This is a genomic window from Lutispora sp. QWL-02, from assembly GCF_058315355.1.
This window is the reverse complement of record NZ_CM177762.1, coordinates 4382051-4402882: the sequence shown is the minus strand read 5'-3', so window position 1 is coordinate 4402882 and position 20832 is coordinate 4382051. Positions and strand designations below refer to the sequence as shown.

At 40.2% G+C, this 20832-nt stretch carries 20 protein-coding genes; all 20 read left to right on the top strand.

Annotated features, from left to right (window positions below; genetic code table 11):
* Positions 1-35: 35 nt before the first annotated feature.
* The 20 genes from AC4HCY_RS20710 (at position 36) to AC4HCY_RS20615 (ending at position 20820) form a co-directional block, all read left to right on the top strand.
* Positions 36-116: a hypothetical protein gene (locus AC4HCY_RS20710; protein ID WP_491096163.1), complete on the top strand. Its 81-nt coding sequence runs from the start codon at positions 36-38 to the stop codon at positions 114-116.
* A gap of 69 nt (positions 117-185) precedes the next feature.
* Positions 186-3164 (top strand): S-layer homology domain-containing protein, encoded by a 2979-nt coding sequence (locus AC4HCY_RS20705; protein ID WP_491095068.1) that lies wholly within the window; start codon positions 186-188, stop codon positions 3162-3164.
* A 219-nt stretch (positions 3165-3383) separates the two neighbouring features.
* On the top strand, positions 3384-4838 hold the full coding sequence (locus AC4HCY_RS20700) for an S-layer homology domain-containing protein (protein ID WP_323434019.1): 1455 nt from the start codon (positions 3384-3386) through the stop codon (positions 4836-4838).
* An 85-nt stretch (positions 4839-4923) separates the two neighbouring features.
* Positions 4924-5238 carry an AbrB/MazE/SpoVT family DNA-binding domain-containing protein gene (locus AC4HCY_RS20695; protein WP_323434018.1) on the top strand — a complete coding sequence of 105 codons (315 nt, stop codon included), beginning with the start codon at positions 4924-4926 and terminating at the stop codon, positions 5236-5238.
* Positions 5239-5387: 149 nt separating this feature from the next.
* Positions 5388-6785 carry a S41 family peptidase gene (locus AC4HCY_RS20690; protein WP_491095067.1) on the top strand — a complete coding sequence of 466 codons (1398 nt, stop codon included), beginning with the start codon at positions 5388-5390 and terminating at the stop codon, positions 6783-6785.
* Between the two features lie 115 nt (positions 6786-6900).
* Complete coding sequence (locus tag AC4HCY_RS20685; protein WP_491095066.1) at positions 6901-7266, top strand: four helix bundle protein; 366 nt, start codon at positions 6901-6903, stop codon at positions 7264-7266.
* 97 nt (positions 7267-7363) lie between these two features.
* Positions 7364-8971 (top strand): CTP synthase, encoded by a 1608-nt coding sequence (pyrG, locus tag AC4HCY_RS20680; protein WP_491095065.1) that lies wholly within the window; start codon positions 7364-7366, stop codon positions 8969-8971.
* A gap of 104 nt (positions 8972-9075) precedes the next feature.
* A complete protein-coding gene (locus AC4HCY_RS20675) occupies positions 9076-9378 on the top strand; it encodes a nucleotidyltransferase domain-containing protein (protein ID WP_323434014.1) in 303 nt (100 codons plus the stop codon).
* Positions 9371-9766 (top strand): nucleotidyltransferase substrate binding protein, encoded by a 396-nt coding sequence (locus AC4HCY_RS20670; protein ID WP_323434013.1) that lies wholly within the window; start codon positions 9371-9373, stop codon positions 9764-9766. Before AC4HCY_RS20675 ends, AC4HCY_RS20670 begins: the two co-directional genes overlap by 8 nt.
* An 18-nt stretch (positions 9767-9784) precedes the next feature.
* Positions 9785-10363 (top strand): Uma2 family endonuclease, encoded by a 579-nt coding sequence (locus AC4HCY_RS20665; RefSeq protein WP_491095064.1) that lies wholly within the window; start codon positions 9785-9787, stop codon positions 10361-10363.
* A 57-nt stretch (positions 10364-10420) separates the two neighbouring features.
* On the top strand, positions 10421-10648 hold the full coding sequence (locus AC4HCY_RS20660; RefSeq protein ID WP_491095063.1) for a type II toxin-antitoxin system HicB family antitoxin: 228 nt from the start codon (positions 10421-10423) through the stop codon (positions 10646-10648).
* A gap of 46 nt (positions 10649-10694) precedes the next feature.
* Entirely contained in the window at positions 10695-10955 is a 261-nt protein-coding gene (locus AC4HCY_RS20655) for a type II toxin-antitoxin system RelE family toxin (RefSeq protein ID WP_442916765.1), read from the top strand.
* A gap of 12 nt (positions 10956-10967) precedes the next feature.
* Positions 10968-11180: a hypothetical protein gene (locus AC4HCY_RS20650; protein ID WP_491095062.1), complete on the top strand. Its 213-nt coding sequence runs from the start codon at positions 10968-10970 to the stop codon at positions 11178-11180.
* Positions 11181-11348: 168 nt separating this feature from the next.
* Complete coding sequence (locus AC4HCY_RS20645; RefSeq protein ID WP_491095061.1) at positions 11349-11732, top strand: four helix bundle protein; 384 nt, start codon at positions 11349-11351, stop codon at positions 11730-11732.
* A gap of 352 nt (positions 11733-12084) precedes the next feature.
* Complete coding sequence (locus AC4HCY_RS20640; RefSeq protein ID WP_491095060.1) at positions 12085-15768, top strand: Ig-like domain-containing domain; 3684 nt, start codon at positions 12085-12087, stop codon at positions 15766-15768.
* Between the two features lie 160 nt (positions 15769-15928).
* Positions 15929-16243 carry an IS66 family insertion sequence element accessory protein TnpA gene (gene tnpA / locus AC4HCY_RS20635; protein WP_323432962.1) on the top strand — a complete coding sequence of 105 codons (315 nt, stop codon included), beginning with the start codon at positions 15929-15931 and terminating at the stop codon, positions 16241-16243.
* A complete protein-coding gene (tnpB, locus tag AC4HCY_RS20630) occupies positions 16240-16548 on the top strand; it encodes an IS66 family insertion sequence element accessory protein TnpB (protein ID WP_491095059.1) in 309 nt (102 codons plus the stop codon). The genes tnpA and tnpB overlap by 4 nt, the downstream gene beginning before the upstream one ends.
* Complete coding sequence (locus AC4HCY_RS20625) at positions 16431-17006, top strand: IS3 family transposase (RefSeq protein ID WP_491096162.1); 576 nt, start codon at positions 16431-16433, stop codon at positions 17004-17006. The genes tnpB and AC4HCY_RS20625 overlap by 118 nt, the downstream gene beginning before the upstream one ends.
* Before the next feature lie 337 nt (positions 17007-17343).
* Positions 17344-18210, top strand: a complete 867-nt coding sequence (gene tnpC / locus AC4HCY_RS20620; protein ID WP_491095058.1) for an IS66 family transposase — start codon at positions 17344-17346, stop codon at positions 18208-18210.
* Positions 18211-18360: 150 nt separating this feature from the next.
* Entirely contained in the window at positions 18361-20820 is a 2460-nt protein-coding gene (locus AC4HCY_RS20615; protein ID WP_491095057.1) for an O-antigen ligase family protein, read from the top strand.
* Positions 20821-20832 lie beyond the last annotated feature (12 nt).

The window sequence follows — 20832 nt, the reverse complement described above, 5'->3', positions numbered from 1 at the left end:
CCACTGAAAGACACTTCTCCCAATTACTTAATTATTTGAGAGCAACAAAAAAAAGACTAGGGCTTATTATTAACTTTGGAACTAATAGTGTTGAAATAAAAAGAGAAATAAACTAGCCGTGAGAATCCGTGGAATAATCCGTGAGAATCCGTGTTCTCCGTACCCCTACGAAAGGAATGATCTCAATGAACTATCGAAAACTTTACATCGCCATACTGATAACAATATCTTTGCTGACCGGCACTATCTTCGCCGAAACCCCCACCTATCCGGTCCCTGCCTACGGCAGAGCCCTGGTAGAACAAGGCGGCTTCTCCGACATAGCCGGCAGCCCCAGGGCAGCTGACATACTCAAGCTGCGCATGCTCAATATTATTCAGGGCAGCAACGGAGCCAAATACAGGCCCAACGACAATATCAGCTGCCAGGAAGCGGCTGCCTATCTCATACGGCTTTTGGGCAAGGAAGAAGCAGCACTGGAAAAAGCCGCTGCCATGGCCCAAAGAGGCACAAAGCCCAATTACGCTGCAGACACCTGGGCAACAGGCTATATGGAAGAGATCCTGGCCCAGGGAATAATGACAGCAGCGGAACTCCAGGAAATGGGGACCCTGGGCAAGGCCCAGCTGGATGCCATTGATACCCAGGTGAAGGCCGAAGCAAAGAGAAAATGGATGACACTGGCTCAGCGAGACGCCCTGAAGAATGAGAAGACTGCAGCAGCTCAGCTTCAGAATAAATCCATGAAAAAGCCAATAAGCCGTCAGAACCTGGCTATATGGCTTTTCAGAGCCCTTAAGCTCCAGGAGATACCCTCCAAGGATATAAACTATGTCTACAAATACAGCGACTACAGCAGCATCAAGCCCGACAGGCTCAGTGCGGCGGAAGCCCTGCTGCAAAAAGGCATTCTCAGATCGGCCACAAAGGACAAATATGCTCCTACGGCCGGTGTAAGCCGCAGCGAGGCAGCAGAAGCTTTCAATAATATAGTAGAAGCTTATCCGGATCTGACAGGCATACAAACCGGTGTGGCAAGGCTGCTGAAGGCCAATATGGGCTATAATATGCAATCCGCATCGGATACCCAAAACCTGTCCTACAATCTGGAAAACTTTGATGGCACAGGCTTCACCGCAAAGGTGGAAGCAAACCAGGCACTCCCCGTTATAAAAGGGGGCAGAGTCTATGACCATAACCTGCTGAGAGAAGGAGACACTGTGGAATATGCCTTAAGAGACGGGCAGATGCTATACGCAGCCTTAGGCGACTACAGCTTCCTCCAGGGAACGCTCAGCTACCATGACAAAGAGGGAAATATAAGGATAGAGGACAGCCAGAAAAACATCACAGAGCTCAAGCTAGGAGCGGATACTATAATAACCGCCCTCGGAAAACCTGCCAAAGCTGCAAGCCTCATACCGGGACAAGATGTCAAAGCCTTGTACAAGGGAAATATCATAAGCAGGCTTGACATACAGGAAAACGCAGACTACTATGCAGACACCGAATATATCGACGGCATAATCAAATACATAGACAGAGCCGGAAGGCTCGTAAAGCTGGAGGACTATGACGGAAACCTCCGCACCTACGGACTGGACGACAGGGTCATAGTCAGCATCAACGACTACTATGAAACTTTGGAAAACCTTCAGGCAGAACAGGATGCCACCTTTGAAATATCCGGGAGAACGATAAAAGCCATAAAGGCATTCACCATCCCCGGAGAGGAAGCAAGCAAGGATTACCTTGCCGTCCTGAGGGTAAGGGGCGTGGCCGGCGATACGATAAAGGTCACCAGGCCGGAGGACAGGCAGAATCCCATGAGCTTCAAAACCGACAGCATCACCTCCATCACATATCTGGGCTATCCTATCAAGCTCTATAATGTGAAGGTGGGAGACCTGGTAAAGATAAAGACCAGCGACAACAACAAGGACAGGGCCGACAGCATCGAACTCATGACCAAGAGGCAGAGAGTAGAAAAGGTATACAAGGCAAAAATACTCAACACCCTTCCTGGACAATACAAGCTGGCATTATCCCAGATCCAGACCTACAAATACCCGGGCTGGTCCAAGCTGGATGATGAAAAAACCTTTCCTGTAAAAAGGGATGCAGAAATATATAAGGACGGCAGGAAGCTTAAGCTGGAGGACCTTGACAAACAAAAAAATATAGAAGCCTATATAGTGACGGTAAAGGATTTCGGAGAAGAAACCATAGCCAAGATCACGCTGAAAAGCGTCAGCGAGGACTCAGCCTTCAGCGGAACCTTCAATGCCCAATGGACGGACAACTCCATCAAGCTGGCTGACGGACAGAAGCTCAGCTTTGATGACGGAACTATAATAATAAAGGACAGAAGGCTTTTGGACACCTCGGATCTTACCTATAACGACGAAGCTTTCGTAATCAAGAATAAGCTTCCCGGAGGCAGCAACTATGCGGCGCTGGTATCCATGGAAAACGGCAACGGCTTTGACTATAGGAATGTAGTCCGCGGCTATATCCATGACATGGGCGAGGACAATTTCTCTCTGGAAAGCTATGCAAACCTGGTGGATAATGAATGGGACTATCACTATGGTGATGAAAACTATTTCTATGTAAGCAAGGACAGCAGGATTCTGGATAATGTTATAAAGCGCAGCTACATAACAAGAGATGCTTTCTTAGAAAGCAGATTCTGGGATTTAGGGAGCAATGGAAAGCCCAAAACCAGCACCGATCCCAAAAAATATACAATACACGACCCAAGGCTTTATATGGACGATAAAGGCCCCCACTACGAGAAATGCAAAAGCCAGCATATGCTTGCATATATAATTGTAAATGAAGACGGAGAAGCTGCTGCTATAAATATCTATAAAAAGGACGCCGACTATAGAAAAGAGGAAATGACATTCAAAGAAAACCTCATTACAGGAGAAGTGGTAAGCAGCAACAGCAGCTATACCCAGCTTACCCTCACCGATGTGAAGGAATACAGCAAATTCTACAGCCAATGGCAGCCTACAGGCTCGAAAACGGTGATAAACACTCAAAAAGCCCTGATAATAAAGAATGAACAAGCAGTAACATTGAGCGAACTGTACCCCGGCGACAAGATATACGCCGTCACAGACCAAAACAGCGGCATAATCCTATTTGTAGAATAAGAGGAGAACGGGGAACGGTTTATAACCGTTCCGAGACCCCCGAAGGAATACTAAATACTGCGGAGAAATACTTAAAAAGAAGATACCGAATAAGCAACAAAAACCACAAAAGAATCAATATGATGAATAAAAACCCCTCCGTGAAAATCCGTGGGAGGAACCCGTGAAAATCCGTGTTCTCCGTCCCCGGGACCCCGGAGGCATACAAGGAGCATCTATATGAAACGATTGATCACAACCCTAATAATTTTAATACTGCTATCCACTGCCGCCTATGCGGACATCCTGGAGCCGGGAGTGAGCAATGAAAGCCAATATAAGGAAGTCGTATTCCTATCAGGCCAGCCCGTGGAATTCACAGGCAAGCTCAAGATGACCACATCCGGCAGCAAAAATGTCATAAAACACACCTATGACTATAATCTCACCGGGCCCAACGGCGCCACTCTCACAAGGAAGGTTGTATACCTTGTTGACGAGGAGACGAACCCGGAGCTGAAGCAAACAGCCCTGGGAATAATATTGGACCCGAAGGCCAAGGTATCGGAAAGGATCACCATAGGCAATAAAACCTACGTGCTTCAGGAGCAAATAATGAACAAAGCCTCCAATACTCAAGACAAGAGCGTCATCAAGTATACAAGCGGAAAATGGAACGGCGTGAAAAAGTACAAAGAAGGAAATAACGACATCACCGTTGATATATACGGAGAAAGCTATAAATATGACAACGAGTGGAGCACGGTGGAAACAGCCCTGATCAGGCATGTAATCACATATTACAATACCATCGGCAGCTCAAACAATAGGCAGGAAAGCACCGGCAGCGTGGAATACGGCGTGACGAATATCAGGGAAAAGGAAATACTATCCCAGCAAAGCCTGCCTAACCAGATAAGCTTTAAAGAAAGCTATATGATCAGCGAAAAAGAAGAAAATACAGTGGCATATAACTATGATATGCCTATCATAACAAGCTCAAGGACCACAAGCAGGAAAAAAGGAGAAGGCAGCTTCAAGCTCACCACTCTGCCCAAGCTGACTCCGCTGCCCATACCTTCTTATACAGATATTACAGGATATTGGGCAGAAAGAGATATAAACAGGCTGTTCAGCCTCGGAGTGCTTTCAGGAGACAGCAAATACTTCAATCCCAGAACGGCCATGAACAGAGCGGAATTTTCCAGAGCTTTGGTAAAGGCCTGCGGCCTGGAGGAAAATCTGGATAACACAAAACCTAAATCCAAGAAGGAAGTCCAGCAGGATATAATATTCTCCGATGTAGACCCTAACCACCCCTACTATCCATACATAAAAAGGGTTACAGAACTGGAGCTGATCAAGGGAACAGGCTACAATACCTTCGGCCCCGAAGAGCACCTGAGCAAAGCCCAGGCAGTGACAATACTGATAAGGGCTCTGGGACTTGAGGACATAAGGACCTTCAACCTGGGCAAAACCTTTGCGGATGAAACCGAAATTCCCGATTGGGCCAGAAAATCCATATATGTAGCGGAAGACCTGAACATAATCGACACCAACGAATACAATATGATCCAGCCCAATAAGGAACTGACCAGAGGTGAAGCCGCCAACCTGATAAACCGCTTTATAACCTACCTGCAAAAAGAAATCAAAACCGACTACCGCGAAAGAGTGGTAAATTTTAACTAAGTTCCATATTTTGTTGATATTTTTTAGGATATTGAATATAATAAAAGTAAGGAATTCATTGTATTCATAGAAGGAGTTGAAATATATGGAACTTGCAAAGATTACATCAAAAGGTCAAATAACAATCCCCATAAAAATACGCCGTAAACTCAATCTTAAAGATGGCGATAAGGTTGTGTTCATCGAACAAAATGGAAAGGTTGTTATTGAAAACTCAACAAGGGTAGCGCTTATGGAAGCGCAAGAAGCTTTTAAAGGTGAAGCTGAGCGGTTAGGCTTAAAAACTGAGCAAGATGTTGTAGATATGATAAAACAAATAAGAAAAGAACTGCAGGAAGAAAAATCACTATCCGTGAAATTTAGTGACCCCTTCAGTGGTTCCCGTCCCCCAAGACCCTAGAGGAATCCCTTAAAATCCTGAGCTCTGAGCTCTGAACCCTGAGTTCTACCATATAAGGAATACCCAAACACCAGAGGCCAGAAGCCAGTGGCCAGAGGCTAGAAGCTAGAAACTGACACCGAAGCAATACCCAAAAGGAGCGTGATAGAATGAAACAAAAAATCCTGGCCCTAATCCTAATAATATCCCTGACACTATCAGGAGCTGCCTATGCAGCCCCCGGCGCGAACCCAGATACGATAGAAACCCTTGAATCCCTAATGGACATCATCAAATCCGACTACTACAAGGATGTTGACGATGCAACCCTCATCCGCGGAGCCATAGACGGCATGTTCAATACCCTGGACCCTCACAGCAACTATATGAACGAAGAGGAGTTCAAGTCCCTCAATGCATTCACCAGCGGTGAATTCGGAGGCATCGGCGTCACCATAGAGAAAAAAGACAATGCCATAACGGTAGTATCACCCGTAGAAGGCACCCCAGCCCATAAAGCAGGTCTGGATACGGGAGACATCATAGTATCCGTCGACGGCACCGATATATCGGATTACATTCTGGACAAGGCAGTATCCCTCATCAGAGGCGAACCGGGCACCAAAGTAAAGCTGGGCATCAAAAAAGCCGGCAAGACAGAAGTGATATATGTGGAACTTACAAGAGAACTCATAAAAGCAGAGTCCGTAAAAAAGGAAACTCCCTTTGGCAAAAAGGCCGGAGATGCTATAAAGGATAAAAATATAGGCTATGTAAGGCTTACAGAATTCAGTGAAAACACATATTACGACTTCAAAGACATCATAGGAGAATACAAAAAAGAAGGCAAGAAAGGCCTCATAATAGATCTCAGGAATAACCCCGGAGGACTTTTGAGCTCAGTAATAGATATATGCAAGGAAATAATCCCCGAAGGCCCCATAGTCCACATAGATGCCAAGGGAGAAGACAACGATGCAACCTATAGCTCAACCCTCAAAAATCCTCCCTTTAAGCTTGCAGTACTGGTCAACGGAGGCTCTGCATCCGCATCGGAAATACTTACGGGAGCGGTGAAGGACTCCAAAGCAGGGATCATAGTAGGAACCAAAACCTATGGAAAGGGTACAGTACAGGATATACTATACCTGACCAACGGCGGCGGTATGAAAATAACCGTGGCAGAATACATGACAAGAGACAAAATTCATATAAACGGCAAAGGCATTGAGCCGGACGTAAAGGTGGAGCTGCCTGCGGAGGAAGCCCTATCACCGGTAAAGATGGACAGAGACATCACCATAGGCACTGTAGGACTTGACGTATACGGCATACAGCAGCGTCTCAGCAGCTTAGGATACGCAATGAAAGCCGACGGCGTCATGGGTAAAACTACTCTGGATGCAGCAAATAAGCTTCTCACAGCCAATAAGCTGCCGGAAGTAAAAACCCTGACCAAAGCCGCTCAGCAAAAAATCCTTGAAATCCACACTCAAACCACCGGCAAAAACATCAAAGACACCCAACTTGAAGCAGCCGTTGCCGAACTGCAAAAACTCCTAAAATAGCGGTTCTATAAGATCAATATGAAAAATGTCGTTTTTTCATATTGATTTTTCTATTTCATAAATGTAAAATATATAGGTTATTATAATGTGAAAAAAGTGAAAATGGGTGAATAATATGGGTAGTATGGATTTTACAAGCTTAAATGTATGGCAAGAAGCTAAAACACTGGCAGTAATGATCTATAGAATAACCGACGCAGACCCAATATCACGAGACTTCAGTTTTCGAGATCAAATAAGAAGATCAGCAATAAGCATAGCTTCAAACATAGCCGAAGGCAATGATAGAGAAACTGATAAAGAATTTGTTAGATTTCTATATGTTGCGAAAGGTTCTTCGGCAGAATTATTAGCACAGATTGAAATCGGAAAAGAAATTGGATATTTTAAAGAAGATTACGAAGAACTAAAAAACTCTTGTAGAAAAATCAACAACATGATTGGGGCACTAATAAAGAAGATTAAAACTAGAATAGTCTAGTAAGACCCCAGCGGCATGCCCTAAACCACGTGCCACGAGCCACGTGCCAGGACTCAAAAAAATACCATATAGCACAATAGAAGGAGCGTGAATTAATATGTCCGAACCTAAATATATTTTCGTCACCGGAGGCGTCGTATCCTCCCTCGGCAAAGGAATAACCGCTGCTTCCTTGGGACGACTGCTAAAAAACCGCGGCCTCAAAGTGAGCATGCAAAAAATCGACCCATATCTGAACATAGACCCGGGCACCATGTCGCCATACCAGCATGGCGAAGTATTCGTCACCGATGACGGAGCAGAGACAGACCTGGACCTGGGCCACTATGAAAGATTTACAGACAATAACCTCTCCAAAAACAGCAGCGTAACGACAGGCAAGATATACTGGTCCGTTATTAATAAGGAAAGAAAAGGCGATTATCTCGGCGGCACCGTACAGGTAATCCCTCACATAACCAACGAAATCAAATCCAGGATATACAGGGTAGGCAAGGAAAGCAGCCCTGATGTAGTCATCACCGAAATCGGCGGCACCGTCGGCGACATAGAGAGCCTTCCCTTCTTAGAGGCCATAAGACAGATAAAATACGAAGTAGGCAGAGAAAACGTACTCTTCATTCATGTCACTTTGGTTCCATATCTCAGCAAAGCAGGAGAACTGAAGACCAAGCCAACCCAGCACAGCGTCAAGGAGCTCAGAAGCATTGGTATCCAGCCGGATATCATAGTCTGCAGGACGGAAAAACCAATATCCAGAGAGCTAAAAGACAAGATAGGACTTTTCTGCAATATAGACGGCGAATCTGTAGTGCAAAACACCGATGCAGATACGCTGTATGAAGTTCCCCTTCTATTATATAAGGAAGGTTTAGACTCACTGGTAGTAAAAAAGCTTGGCCTGCAATGCGGCGAGCCGGAATTGGAAGAATGGAAAGGCATGGTCAGCACCATACTCAATCCGAAGCACAAGGTGAAGATTGCTTTGGTAGGCAAGTACGTAGAACTTCATGACGCCTATCTGTCCATAGCGGAAGCCCTAAGCCATGGAGGCATAGCCAATAATACGGAAGTAGATATCAAATGGGTGAACTCTACCGATTTAAATACAGATAATTACGAAAAGGAATTGAAGGACGCGGATGCCATACTGGTGCCCGGCGGCTTCGGCACGAGAGGCATAGAAGGCAAGATACTCGCCGCCAGATATGCCAGAGAAAGCAAAAAGCCCTATTTCGGCATATGCCTGGGCATGCAGATAGCGGTAGTAGAATACGCAAGAAACGTTCTAGGGCTCGAAGGAGCTCACAGCACCGAGCTGGATCCGGATACTCCCTATGGAGTCATAAGCCTCATGCCTGAGCAGGCCGACATAGATGATCTGGGCGGCACCATGAGACTGGGCCTTTACCCCTGCAAGATCAGTGAGAGCACCAGAGCCTATGATGCATACAAGGATGAACTCATATTTGAAAGGCACAGGCACAGATACGAATTCAACAATGAATACAGGGAGCAGATAGTAGGAAGCGGTCTAATACTAAGCGGCTTATCACCCGATGAGAGACTGGTGGAGATAATAGAGCTCAAGGACCACCCATGGTTCCTAGGCTGCCAATTCCACCCGGAATTCAAATCCAGACCCAACAGACCTCACCCGCTATTCAGAGACTTTATAAAAGCAGCTCTGGAATGTAAGAAATAAATGATTGTTAAACTTCCACCGAGATAAAACTCTGTGGAAGTTTTTTGTTTATTTGGCTATAATGATATTATAGAAGGCTTCTAAATGTAAGGGTGGTAATACATATGAAAAAGATAAATGATACAAAGGATACAGTACTGCAAAAAATTAAAGAGATTGCCATGAAGCATGAAATAAAGAGGGTCATTCTATTTGGTTCTCGTGCAAGAGGAGATAACTCTGATGTAAGTGACTATGATATAGCAATACATGCTTCTTCTTTAACAGAGCTTGAAAAGACACTTTTTTATCATGATATAGATGAAATTGAAACCTTAAAAAAAATTGACATTGTATATATAGATGCGGAAACAGACAAAGAATTCTTATATAATATAAGCAAGGATGGTGTCATTATATATGAATAAACTAGAAGCAAAGCTGGGCAATCTGAAAAAAGCATTAGAAAGATTAAAAGAAGCTGCAGCTCAGCTTGGAGAGAACAATAGTGATGTTATACGTGATGGAGTTATTCAAAGGTTTGAATTTACCTATGAATTGGCGTGGAAAACAACAAAGGAATACTTAGAGGACATAGGCATTATGGATAAGACCTCCCCAAAAGCAGTAATAAAAGAAGCCTATGCTCAAAAGATTATTATAAACGAGCAAATATGGCTTTCCATGATCAAAGACAGAAATACTACCTCGCATATGTATCTGGAAAAGATGGCTATTGACATCGCAGAAAGAATTACTAATTGCTATATCAATGAATTTGACAAACTATTAGAAGCTCTGAGCCCTGAGCTCTAAAGTGAGGAGTTGATATCTATGGTTAAAAAACTAGATAACTCTGGACGAAAATATACTTATCAAGACTATAAAACCTGGCCCGATGACGAGCGCTGGGAGATAATCGATGGCGAAGCATATAACATGACCCCGGCGCCAAGGACAGACCATCAGCTTGTTTCTGGCGAATTATTAAGGCAATTTGCAAATTATCTTATTGATAAACCCTGCCGAATATTTGCTGCCCCATATGACGTGATGCTTGACGAAGATAAAAACAATTCACAAAACATAGTTCAGCCCGATCTCTTAGTAGTCTGTGACAAAAAAAAGCTGGAGAACGGCAAATACTGCCTAGGAGCACCTGACCTTATAATAGAAATATTATCACCATCTACGGCAAAAAAGGACTTGCTCATAAAACGCCACCTTTATGAAAAATACGGAGTGAAAGAATACTGGATAGCTGACCCGGAGCACAAAGACATAACAGTATTATTGCTGCAAGAAGACGGCAAATACTCCGAACCCAAGACATATCCTACTGATGAAAAAGTAACCCCATCTCTCTTCCCCGATCTTTTGATTGACCAAGAGCTTGTATATAGGGATATATAAACTTTATGGAAGTTTATATGAGTATTGGGTATTATTAAGATAAGGAGGCTTGATGAATTGAAAAAGTTTACATTTACTGTTTTAATAGAAAAAGATGAAGATGGAGGCTATGTGGCATCTGTGCCGGAATTAAAAGGTTGTCACACTCAGGGAGATACTATGGCAGAGCTTATGGCAAACATAAAAGAAGCAATTGAACTGTGCTTGGAAGTACAAAATAAAGACGGAATTAATGTGTTCAATACCCAATTTATAGAAGCCAAGCAATTAGAGTGGGTAATCTAATGAACAATTGGAATTATAAAGTATAAGTTAGAAAGTGGTGGAATATTTGCAAATTATTTATGCTAAATCTGCTATCAAAGCAATAAGCGCTCTTGAGAGAAGCATAAAGCAAAGGATAAAAGAAGGCATAGAGGGATTAACCAAAGTACCACCGATAGGGGATATTAAGCAATTGCAAGGATATGATTCAGTGACATATCGTTTACGAATCGGAAAATATCGTGTATTATATTGGTATAGCATCATTAATGAGGAACAGGTATTAATTATTAAAGATATTGGATCACGCGGTGATATTTATAAATGAGGAGAGGATTATATGTCTACAGTATCAAAACAGATAATAGATATGATTGATATGTTGCCAGAGCCGGAGCAACAGTTAGCATATGAGTTTATTAAAAGAATGGTACTGGCATGGGACAGCGATTTTACCAAGCTGACACCATTTGAAAGAGAACGGTTAGCTAAAGCTGATATAGAAATCATAAATGGTGAAACACTAGATCATTCAAAAATAGACTGGAACTGAATAAGAAAATCAATAAAAAACTTCCACGGAGATAAAACTCTGTGGAAGTTTTTTATATCCACAAGCTATTCACAACATATCAACAAGGAATTTCCTCAGTTATGTCGAATACCTCAATTTATCCATACTATGGCTGAGTATGTCAAAAATAGCATGGAGGAGATTCTAATGAGCAAGAGCAACTTTAAAGAGCTAAAGGTCTGGCAAGAAGCCAAGCAACTAGCAGTAGAAATATACAAGCTTACTAATAATGAAGAACTTAATAAAGACTATGGGCTTAAAGATCAAATTCAAAGGTCTGCAGTTAGCATTGCCAGCAATGTAGCCGAGGGCTGCGAAAGAGACAGCGACAAAGAATTTATAAGATTCCTTAACATCTCTAAAGGCTCCCTGGCAGAACTAATAACCCAGCTCGAAATCGCATATGAAGTAGGATACATAACAAAAGCTGAACTATTAAACTGTGAAGATAAATGCAGTAACATCGGGGGAATGCTAGGTGCTCTAATAAAATACTTATTAAATGACCTAAAAGGAATACCTAAAGACTAGTGACTAACGACCAGAGACCAGGGACCAGAGATGTAATAATAGAGGGGTCACACTCATTATTACATCTCTGTTACAAAGTCTTACCACTAATTGACTCAATATGTGGAAGTTGCTATAATGTGAAGGAGAGTACAATGTTACTCCATATTTCCTATTATACCATGGGAATTTTCTCTAAGACTCCAAAAGCAAACCCAAACGGAGACCTAAAAGGAATACCCTAGTGCCAGAGGCCAGAAGCTAGTGGCCAGAGGCTGATGCCGGTAGCCCTCCCCATCCGGGGTTGAAATACATACGGGGGTTCATGCTACAATACACTCCCGCGAAATTATAATCACAAGGAGGAGAAAAAATGAAAAAAGTGTTAGCACTTGTTCTAGCATTTGCTATGATGTTCTCAACCATCACAGTAGCATTTGCTGAACCAGAAGTTAGTGCTGAAGCTAAGGCCCTTGCCACAGTTGGCATGCTTGAAGGCGACGGCAATGGCGTGACTGCTGAATACACAGCCAAAGAAATGACTAGATTCACAGCCGCTATATCACTTTTAAAACTTAAAGGACTCTACAACGACGCATTAGCATTCAAAGGCGATGCTAACTTTGCAGATGTAGATGCAGTTAAATGGGAAGAAGGCAAGAACATTCTTGCATACCTGAAGGCTAATCCTGGATTAGGCTTTGGCGGAAACGAAAAGGGCGAATTCAATCCTAATGGCAATATCAATGAGCAATCCTACTACAAAGTATTGCTTGAAACATTAGGATACAAGCAGACTACAGCTGAAGTAGCTGGAGACTTTGCTTGGGCTGAAGTCCTTGAATTTGCTGAAAAAGTTGGCTTAAAGCCTGCTAAAGCTGAAAAGTTCACAGTTGATGAACTTGCAAAAGCTACAGTAGGAGCTTTAAAAGCTAAAATGAAAGACGGCAAAGTTCTTATCAACGTATTAGTTGAAGCTGGAAAAGTTGACAAAGCAAAAGCAGTTGCAGCTGAGCTTATGGCTGATAAACCAGAAGTAACCGCAGCTCTTAAATCAGCTAAAGCTATTGGTAACACAACAGTAGAAGTTACTTTTGACGCTGAAATCAATGAAGGCGCAACAGATGTAGCTATGTATTCTATTCAAGGACTTGAAGTTAAATCAGCTATGCTTGGCGGAGCTAAAAAAGTTCTTCTTGAAACAGCAGCTCAAACAGCTGGCAAGACTTACACATTAGTAGTTGGTGAAGTAAAAGCTAACTTTGGTGGCAAGGCTAAGATTGCGGGTGCTCCTGAGCTTAAGAAAGTAACTGGTCCTGATACTGAAAGAGTAGAGTTGGAATTTGACAAAGTTCTTGATACTGTTTCTGCATTAGACAAAGCTAACTATAGTATAGCTAATGTGTCAATAGAAAACATAGAGCTAAGTTCTGACAGAAAAGTTGTTACATTAGAAACAAAAGGTATGACAGCCAGCAAAACATACACTCTTAAAGTTACTAATATTAAGTCAGTTGATGGTACAGCATTAAAATCTGCAACAAGAGTGTTTGTATCAAAGAGCGATAAAGTAGCTCCTAAGCTTGAGTCTGTAACAGCAATGACTAACACAAGATTGAAAGTTGTGTTTAACGAGTTAGTAACTACAGAGTCAGCTGAAAACGTAGCAAATTACACAGTTAAAACAAGCTCAACTGAGCTTACAGTTGAAAAGGTAGTGGATGTTACTAAATCAGATGATGAAAAAACTACAGTAGAAGTTACAACTTCTTCGCAAAAAGCGGGAACAAGGTATGACTTAGTAGTAAGAGATATAGTTGATCAATCAGTCTTAGCCAATGCTATGGCTAAAGAAGTGAAGCTTACGTTTACAGGCAAATCTGTAGACAAAGCAGCTCCTGTTTATAAAGGATTCGAATATATAACAAGAGAAATAGTAAAGGTTATATTCGAAGATTCAAGCAGACTTTCTAAAGAAGCTGTTCTTGATGTTAACAATTATGTTTTCAATAACGATGTAAGCATAGAAAAAGTAGAACTTATGCCTGGTGCAGATGATGATTTCAGAGAGGTTCTTTTAACTGTTAGTGAGCTAGGGGCAAAACCAAGCTATGAGTTAAAGGTATCTGGCATCAGAGATGAGTATGACAACGAAATGAAAGAAAAGAAGTTGACTAAACAGTTTAATAAAGCAGACGCATCAGCTGCATCTAGAGTATTAAAAGCATATGCAACTGCTACTAATAAGGTTAAAATTGAGTTCTCAAAGGAACTTGATCTTGTAACTGCAGGAGATCCTGCTAATTATTCATTAAGTGCAGACATAGGGACTCCAGTATCTGTAAGTGTTGCAAAGGGCCTAAAGAGTGTTACTTTGACAACAGAAGAGCTAACTGCAGGCAAGAACTATACAGTTACAATTGATGGAGTAAACGATTTAGCTGGCAACGTATTAACTAATATTAAGGCTTATTTCTCAGGAACTACTACTATAAATGATACAGAAAAACCAGAAGTATCAGATGTAGTTGCTATGAACAAAAATGTTGTAAGGGTTACATTTAGTGAACCAGTTAAATTTACAGCAGGTACTGCAGATATTAAAGTTGCATTGCTTTCAGGTATAACTGCAAATGCAAATGGGTTTGTTACAGGATTAGGCACTGAAATACAATTAAAAGCTAGAGTTGCTTATGAGGATAAAACTGTAGTTGAATTCTCAGGAGATCTTCCTGCAGACGCTTTAACTTATGGAGTTTATGCAGTAACATCAATATCAGGCATTAAAGATTTAGCAGGAAATACACTTGAGTTTGACAACGCTTCTATAGATGGAGCAACAACTAAGAAAGCTGATCTTGTTACCCTTGATGGAACAAATGAAAATGCAGAAAAAATTGAATTTACTTGGGAACAAGTATCAGTTAGAAAGTTCAAGTTAATATTTACTGAAAAAGTTAATGGTTCAGGGACATTTAGCACATTAAGTGTACTTCCAGATCCAGATGAAGATCCAACAGTTTGGTATCTTGAAAGCGGATCAGTAATAAAGACAGATGCTAAATTTACAGATAATATCAATAATGCATTTACATCTAAGCATACTTTAGCTGGTTTAGATATAGCAAATCTTGACTCAGCTACAAAGACTGTATTAGAAGGTGGCTTAGAAGATACAGATGCACCATATATTGAAAAGGTAGAAGCTACTTATAATAACGAGATAATAATCACTTACAATGAAGATTTAAAGGCAAATGGAAGATATGAAATAACTTATACAGATGATAAGGGCAAAACTGCTACAATAAATCCATCTGCTTCACTGGATTCTAAAAATAAGAAGAAAGTTAAATTGACCTTCTCAACTATACTTGATTCAAGGAATGTATATACGCTTAAAGTAAAAGCGGTAGCAGTAGATGTTGCTAATAATAGATCAGAAGATCTTAACGAAGAATTTGTATTCATGGGAAGCGACCTCAAAAAGACAGCTAACTACGTTAAAGGCTTAAAGTTTGAAAATGGTGGGAAATTCTATATTCAAACGGCATCAGCTCTTGAGAGTGGAGATACTGTGACTGTTGATTTAGTATATGGAGATAATGATTATGTAGCGTTTACAGGATTTGCAGCAACTTATAATGCTACAGAAGAGTTATTTGAAGTAGATTTGGTTACAAATAATATGGCAGTATCCAATGAATATGAATATACTATTAGTGTTACTTCCAACGATGTTGGCGACTTAGGAGATTATAAATTTGAAGGTTTAGTTGATTCAACAAATGTGACATTCAAACTGGTTACTGGATCAACTACAAATTATAATGTTACTATTCCAGCAGCAGCAAAAGACTTAACAGTGTTATTAATTGATAATAACGGAGCACCGATAGTTAGCAATGCTATAACTAAAGATGATGGATTTGTATATGATTCAACTGGAGCTACTAAGTATGTAGTTGACTCATCGACATACGGTTATGTTAATGTTTTAGTATTGAATGCTGATGGTGTACCAGTATATTACAATGTAGGATTAGAAGTTAGATAAATTACGTATTACTATTAAGATAAAAAAGAGAGCTCTTTGAGAGTTCTCTTTTTTATCGACTTTTGCGAACAAATGTATCCGTCAAATATAACCCACATGGGCAACAACATAGTGGTATGAGATAATGCACCAAAGAATAAAATTGGAGGTGCATTTTTCATTGAACTATAAGGAAAACAGAGAGCTATGGGTGACAAGAGTGGCTTCATTCCGTGAGAGCGGTATGAACCAGTCTCAATGGTGCAAGGCAAACGAAATAAAATTGTCTGCGCTTGGGTACTGGCTAAGGAAGCTAAATCCCAGGGATGATTCTGATACAGAAGCTGGAATCTTTGAATTTGCGAGTCTTAAAGTTCCCGATACATGCTCTGCCAAAAGCATAATCTTAGAAGTTGGGGCAGTTAAAATTCACCTAAACACAGATTTTGACGAGAAGTTACTGTTAAAGACTATCAGAACATTACAGCAGCTATGATAAACCAACTTCATATTGAAAAAGTCCATCTTGCATTAGGTCCCACTGATCTTCGCAAGTCTGTGGAAGGGCTTGCACTCATTGTCCAGCACATCCTAAAGATGGATCCCTTTTCAACCCACCTCTTTGCATTTTGTAACAGACGCCAAGACAAGATAAAGATATTGGTATGGGATAATAATGGTTTCTGGCTGCATTACAAACTCGCGAGTTTGAGGAACATGGACCACGGAAAGTTCTACTTACAGATATCACATATATTATTAACGGTAGAGCACCAAGATGCTATATGTCTACTATTATAGATGCCTGTACAAAAGAACTGCTATCATGGGTAGTGAGTCCATCGCTGGAAATCGACTTTGTACTTGAGACAGTAAATCAGCTGATTGAGAAACATGGAATTTCTTTAACGGCAGAAACCCTAATCCACAGTGATCAAGGGTCACATTACACTAGTCTTAGTTTTATACAGCTGATTAAAAACAGCGAATTAAGGCAGTCAATGTCCAGAAGGGCAAACTGCTGGGATAACGCTCCGCAAGAGTCCTTCTTCGGACATATGAAGGATGAAATTCATATCGAAGAGTGTAACACTTATGAAGAAATCCTATCAGCAATAACTGACTGGACAGAGTATTATAACTACGAAAGATATCAATGGGATTTAGCAAAGCTATCTCCTGCAGAGTATTACAAATATTTAACAACTGGCGAGTATCCACTAAATATACCCACGCCAAATGGATTCAAGAAGAGCTGATGGGAAGGCAGCGTTTATGCCGCGAAAGCCTCTTGATAATGAGAGTCCGGCATGTTAGGCTATCTGGCCGGGCATCAACCACCTCCAGAGCCCTTCTGCCTTGTTCAGCATGGAGGATGCCTCTGATGCCAGCAAACATGCCGGCAGAGGCTCGTTGTCAAGAGGAGCGTGGAATAAATGCGGAAACCTGACTCCGAAACTCCGGTATGGTAGTTCTCAAAGTCCGGAACAGGTGGATCAACGGCCGCTGAAATACTCGTTTATGAATTGAAATCAAAAACACATTTTGTCCTTGACAAAGGGCGCAGAACTGTGGTTAGAGCCTTTATACGATAGAATGCATCAATATCTGCTTAAAGAGACATTCCTGCATGCGGATGAGAGTCCCATGCGGGTGTTGACAAAGGATGGAAAGCCTACCGATAGCAAGGCGTATATGTGGCTTTATGCAACTGGCCGATACGGGAGGAAGATGGCACTCTACGAATATCAGCCGTCCAGATCGGGCAAGCATGCCAAGCGCTTTCTTGAAGGATACTTCGGGCTACTTCAAAGTGATGACTATAGTGGATATAATTCCGTTGAAAATGTCATCCGTGTAGGTTGCTTTGCCCATGCTCGAAGGTATTATACGGATGCGCTGAAAGTGATTCCGAAGGGGGTTTCCATTGAGTCCTCCTATGCACATCAGGCGCTTGAGTTTTTCAAGGAATTATTCACCCTTGAAAGCCGGTGGACTGAGATAAGTGCAGAAAAGAGATATGAAAACAGACTGAAGGAGAGCAAGCCTGTACTCGAGGCTTATTTGTCATGGCTTCAGGAAGCTGAGCCAAAGGTAGTTAAGAAAAGCAAGCTGGGACAGGCTATTGCATATAGCTTATCAAATTGGGAGCTGCTGACAAACTTCATGAAGGATGGGCAATGTGAACTTAGTAATAATCGTGCTGAGCGGGCAATAAAACCCTTCGTTATTGGCAGAAAGAACTTCCTCTTTGCAAAATCGCCTCATGGAGCAAAGGCCAGCGCTATTGCTTACAGTATTGCAGAGAGCGCAAAACTGAATGGACTGAATACATTCTATTATATGAAATATCTATTGGAACAGCTTCCCAATACCAGGCTTGACCGTCCAGAGGCCCTAGATCATTTGCTGCCATGGTCAGAAGAAATACCTGCAGAGTGTAGATTGCAAAAGAAATTATAAAGATGTCAAAGTCCCATTTACGAGAATTATCTCATAGATGGGACTTCTTTTTGTATGTGTGCTGCTTTTGACGGATACAATTAATTGCAAAACCTCTTTAAATGGTATATTATAGTTATTGTATAACAAACTAGGACAAGGAGTATTCAAATGGGAAAATCAACGGCTTTAAGAAGAGAAAAACAAAGAATTAATAATAAATATATAGAATACATTTTGTTAGCACTAATATCAGCTTTTATAATAGCTATACCTTTTTATAGAGGCCTTTACTTTAGGGAAAACTATATATCTGCAGTAACCTTTGTTTCACTACTATATTCTGCGAATATCGCTTATAAGTTTATACATAAGGAATATAAGGTATTCGATACTTACATAGATGTCTCTGTTCTACTAATTCCTATGGCTTATCTTGTATCATTCTTTTTCGGAGTGAATACTAAAGATGGATTTGACTCTGTGCTAATTTATACAAGTTACTTTATGATATTTAAAATAGCATCTGATATTTCAAAGAAAGATAGAAAAGCAAGAAAAACACTTATAAATGTTGTAATAATTAGCACATTCATAGTGGGAATTGCGTGTATATTATGTATAGCTAAGCTAATATTTTTAAAAGGTGTGGTAATGAATAGCAGACTATATGGTCCATTCCAATATTCAAATGCTACAGCATCTGTATTAGCAGTTGGAATAGTGCTAACTATTAATATGCTTTTAGTTTCCAATGATTTAAAAATAAAAGCTATATATGGAATAATAGCAACTACTCTAATACCAGTCTTTGTATTTACATTATCCAGAGGCGGATATTTAGCACTGGCAGCAATATTACTAGTAAACTTTCTATTAATAGATGGGAAATCAAAACTTTTATATATAAGTAATTCTTTAGCTTATTTATTATCGAGTGCAACATTTATATATAAATATTTTATTGATGGACAAACAGAGATGGCTAATGCAATGCTTTACTATTCGGCTAGCCTTGTTATTTCTATGGCACTAACATACTTATTGAATATGGCGCAATTAAAGTATTTCAATAAAATAAGCGAGAAGAAGGCAAACATAACTTTAATTATTATAATTTTTGTATTGATTGGATCTGCTGCATATATTTTCTCATCTAAAGAGCAAGTAGAGATAAATATAGGGCATTCATTGGCAGAAGACAGTTCATGGAAGTATGAAGCCTTATATATAGATGAAATAGAAAAAGAATCTCAATATACCTTTGAATATAGTGCTATGTCTTCATCGCAAAACCCCAATAGTTATGGAATAACGATTATAAGCTATGATGTAAATAATGAAGCTACAGAAATATATAGAGAATTTAGCTCAATAGGCCAAGATTTAGAAAGCAAACAAGCTAAATTTACTACGCTAGCAGGCACACAAAAGATAGGCTTTCTTTTATATAATTATGAAAGTGGAAGTAATACAGTATACAAAAACTTATTTTTAAAAGATTCTTATGGTAATGTTGTTAAAAAGTATGAAAGGCTTAAGTACATACCAAAAGCACTAGCAGACAGGATTATGGATATAAATCTTGATACAGAAAGCTCCTTTCTAAGAATTCAGTTTACTAAGGATGGCCTGCAAATATTAAAAGATTACCCTTTGCTGGGGGCTGGTGGCGGAGCTTGGAAGAACCTTTATCGTAAGTATCAATCTTTTGGATATAATAGTATAGAGATGCATAATTTCTTTATGCAATATGCTGTGGAAGTAGGTATATTGGGGTTTATACCATTGGCAGCACTATTAATCTGTATTGCTAATGGCTTACTCAAATGTATAAAGAAAAGTTCTGATTATTTACCTATATATTTGGCAGTTTTAGTAATACTGCTTCACTCAAGCATAGATTTTAACTTATCTATGCCAGCGGTTGCTTACATGTTATGGTTGCTTATTGGAATGATAAACACAGATGAGAGCATTAGACAAATAGCACTGCCACAAAAAAAATCTATACCCCTTGTTTTATTAGTTATTTCAATATTTGTCGCGTTTTCAACATCTTCAATAAAATATGGGATAAATACAGGAGAAAAAGCAGCAAGGCTTTTAAATGTAGATATGGGAAAAACAGAGAAACTTTATGAAAAAGCTATTAGTGCTGATAAATATAATAGTGTATATAGAGTTGATTATGCACAAATAATGGCTAGCAAGTTTAAAAATACAAATGATATGAAATATCTAAACATTATGAAGCAGCAAATAGACATTGTAAGAAAATACGAGCCTTATAATTATAGATATATTACAATGCTGATAAATGCATTGATTTCAAATGGCAAGCTTGATGAAGCTGTGGCTATGGCAGATGATAAACTAAAAAATGAACCTATGGTTGGTCAATCTTATGCGATAAATATAGATTTGAACTATGAAATAGCAAAATACTTTTTTGAGAATGACCAACATGAAAAAGCCATACCGTATCTTAAAAATATGATAAAGGTTAAGGAACAATATGATAAAAGAAACAGTAAAGTTATAAAACCGATAGCTCTTCCCGAAGGCTTTGATATGAAAACAGATTTAGCACTTAATTGGATAGAACAGGCAAATAAAATAAAAAAATAAAAAATAAAAAAT

Excerpts from the sequence above, each read along its gene's own strand:
- AC4HCY_RS20615 (WP_491095057.1), top strand. The coding sequence starts at position 18,361 with ATGGGAAAATCAACGGCTTTAAGAAGAGAAAAACAAAGAATTAATAAT.
- AC4HCY_RS20685 (WP_491095066.1), top strand. The coding sequence starts at position 6,901 with ATGGGTAGTATGGATTTTACAAGCTTAAATGTATGGCAAGAAGCTAAA.
- pyrG (WP_491095065.1), top strand. The coding sequence starts at position 7,364 with ATGTCCGAACCTAAATATATTTTCGTCACCGGAGGCGTCGTATCCTCC.
- tnpC (WP_491095058.1), top strand. The coding sequence starts at position 17,344 with ATGCATCAATATCTGCTTAAAGAGACATTCCTGCATGCGGATGAGAGT.
- AC4HCY_RS20645 (WP_491095061.1), top strand. The coding sequence starts at position 11,349 with ATGAGCAAGAGCAACTTTAAAGAGCTAAAGGTCTGGCAAGAAGCCAAG.
- tnpB (WP_491095059.1), top strand. The coding sequence starts at position 16,240 with ATGATAAACCAACTTCATATTGAAAAAGTCCATCTTGCATTAGGTCCC.
- AC4HCY_RS20650 (WP_491095062.1), top strand. The coding sequence starts at position 10,968 with ATGTCTACAGTATCAAAACAGATAATAGATATGATTGATATGTTGCCA.
- AC4HCY_RS20670 (WP_323434013.1), top strand. The coding sequence starts at position 9,371 with ATGAATAAACTAGAAGCAAAGCTGGGCAATCTGAAAAAAGCATTAGAA.
- AC4HCY_RS20700 (WP_323434019.1), top strand. The coding sequence starts at position 3,384 with ATGAAACGATTGATCACAACCCTAATAATTTTAATACTGCTATCCACT.
- AC4HCY_RS20705 (WP_491095068.1), top strand. The coding sequence starts at position 186 with ATGAACTATCGAAAACTTTACATCGCCATACTGATAACAATATCTTTG.
- AC4HCY_RS20695 (WP_323434018.1), top strand. The coding sequence starts at position 4,924 with ATGGAACTTGCAAAGATTACATCAAAAGGTCAAATAACAATCCCCATA.
- AC4HCY_RS20675 (WP_323434014.1), top strand. The coding sequence starts at position 9,076 with ATGAAAAAGATAAATGATACAAAGGATACAGTACTGCAAAAAATTAAA.
- AC4HCY_RS20640 (WP_491095060.1), top strand. The coding sequence starts at position 12,085 with ATGAAAAAAGTGTTAGCACTTGTTCTAGCATTTGCTATGATGTTCTCA.
- AC4HCY_RS20665 (WP_491095064.1), top strand. The coding sequence starts at position 9,785 with ATGGTTAAAAAACTAGATAACTCTGGACGAAAATATACTTATCAAGAC.
- AC4HCY_RS20690 (WP_491095067.1), top strand. The coding sequence starts at position 5,388 with ATGAAACAAAAAATCCTGGCCCTAATCCTAATAATATCCCTGACACTA.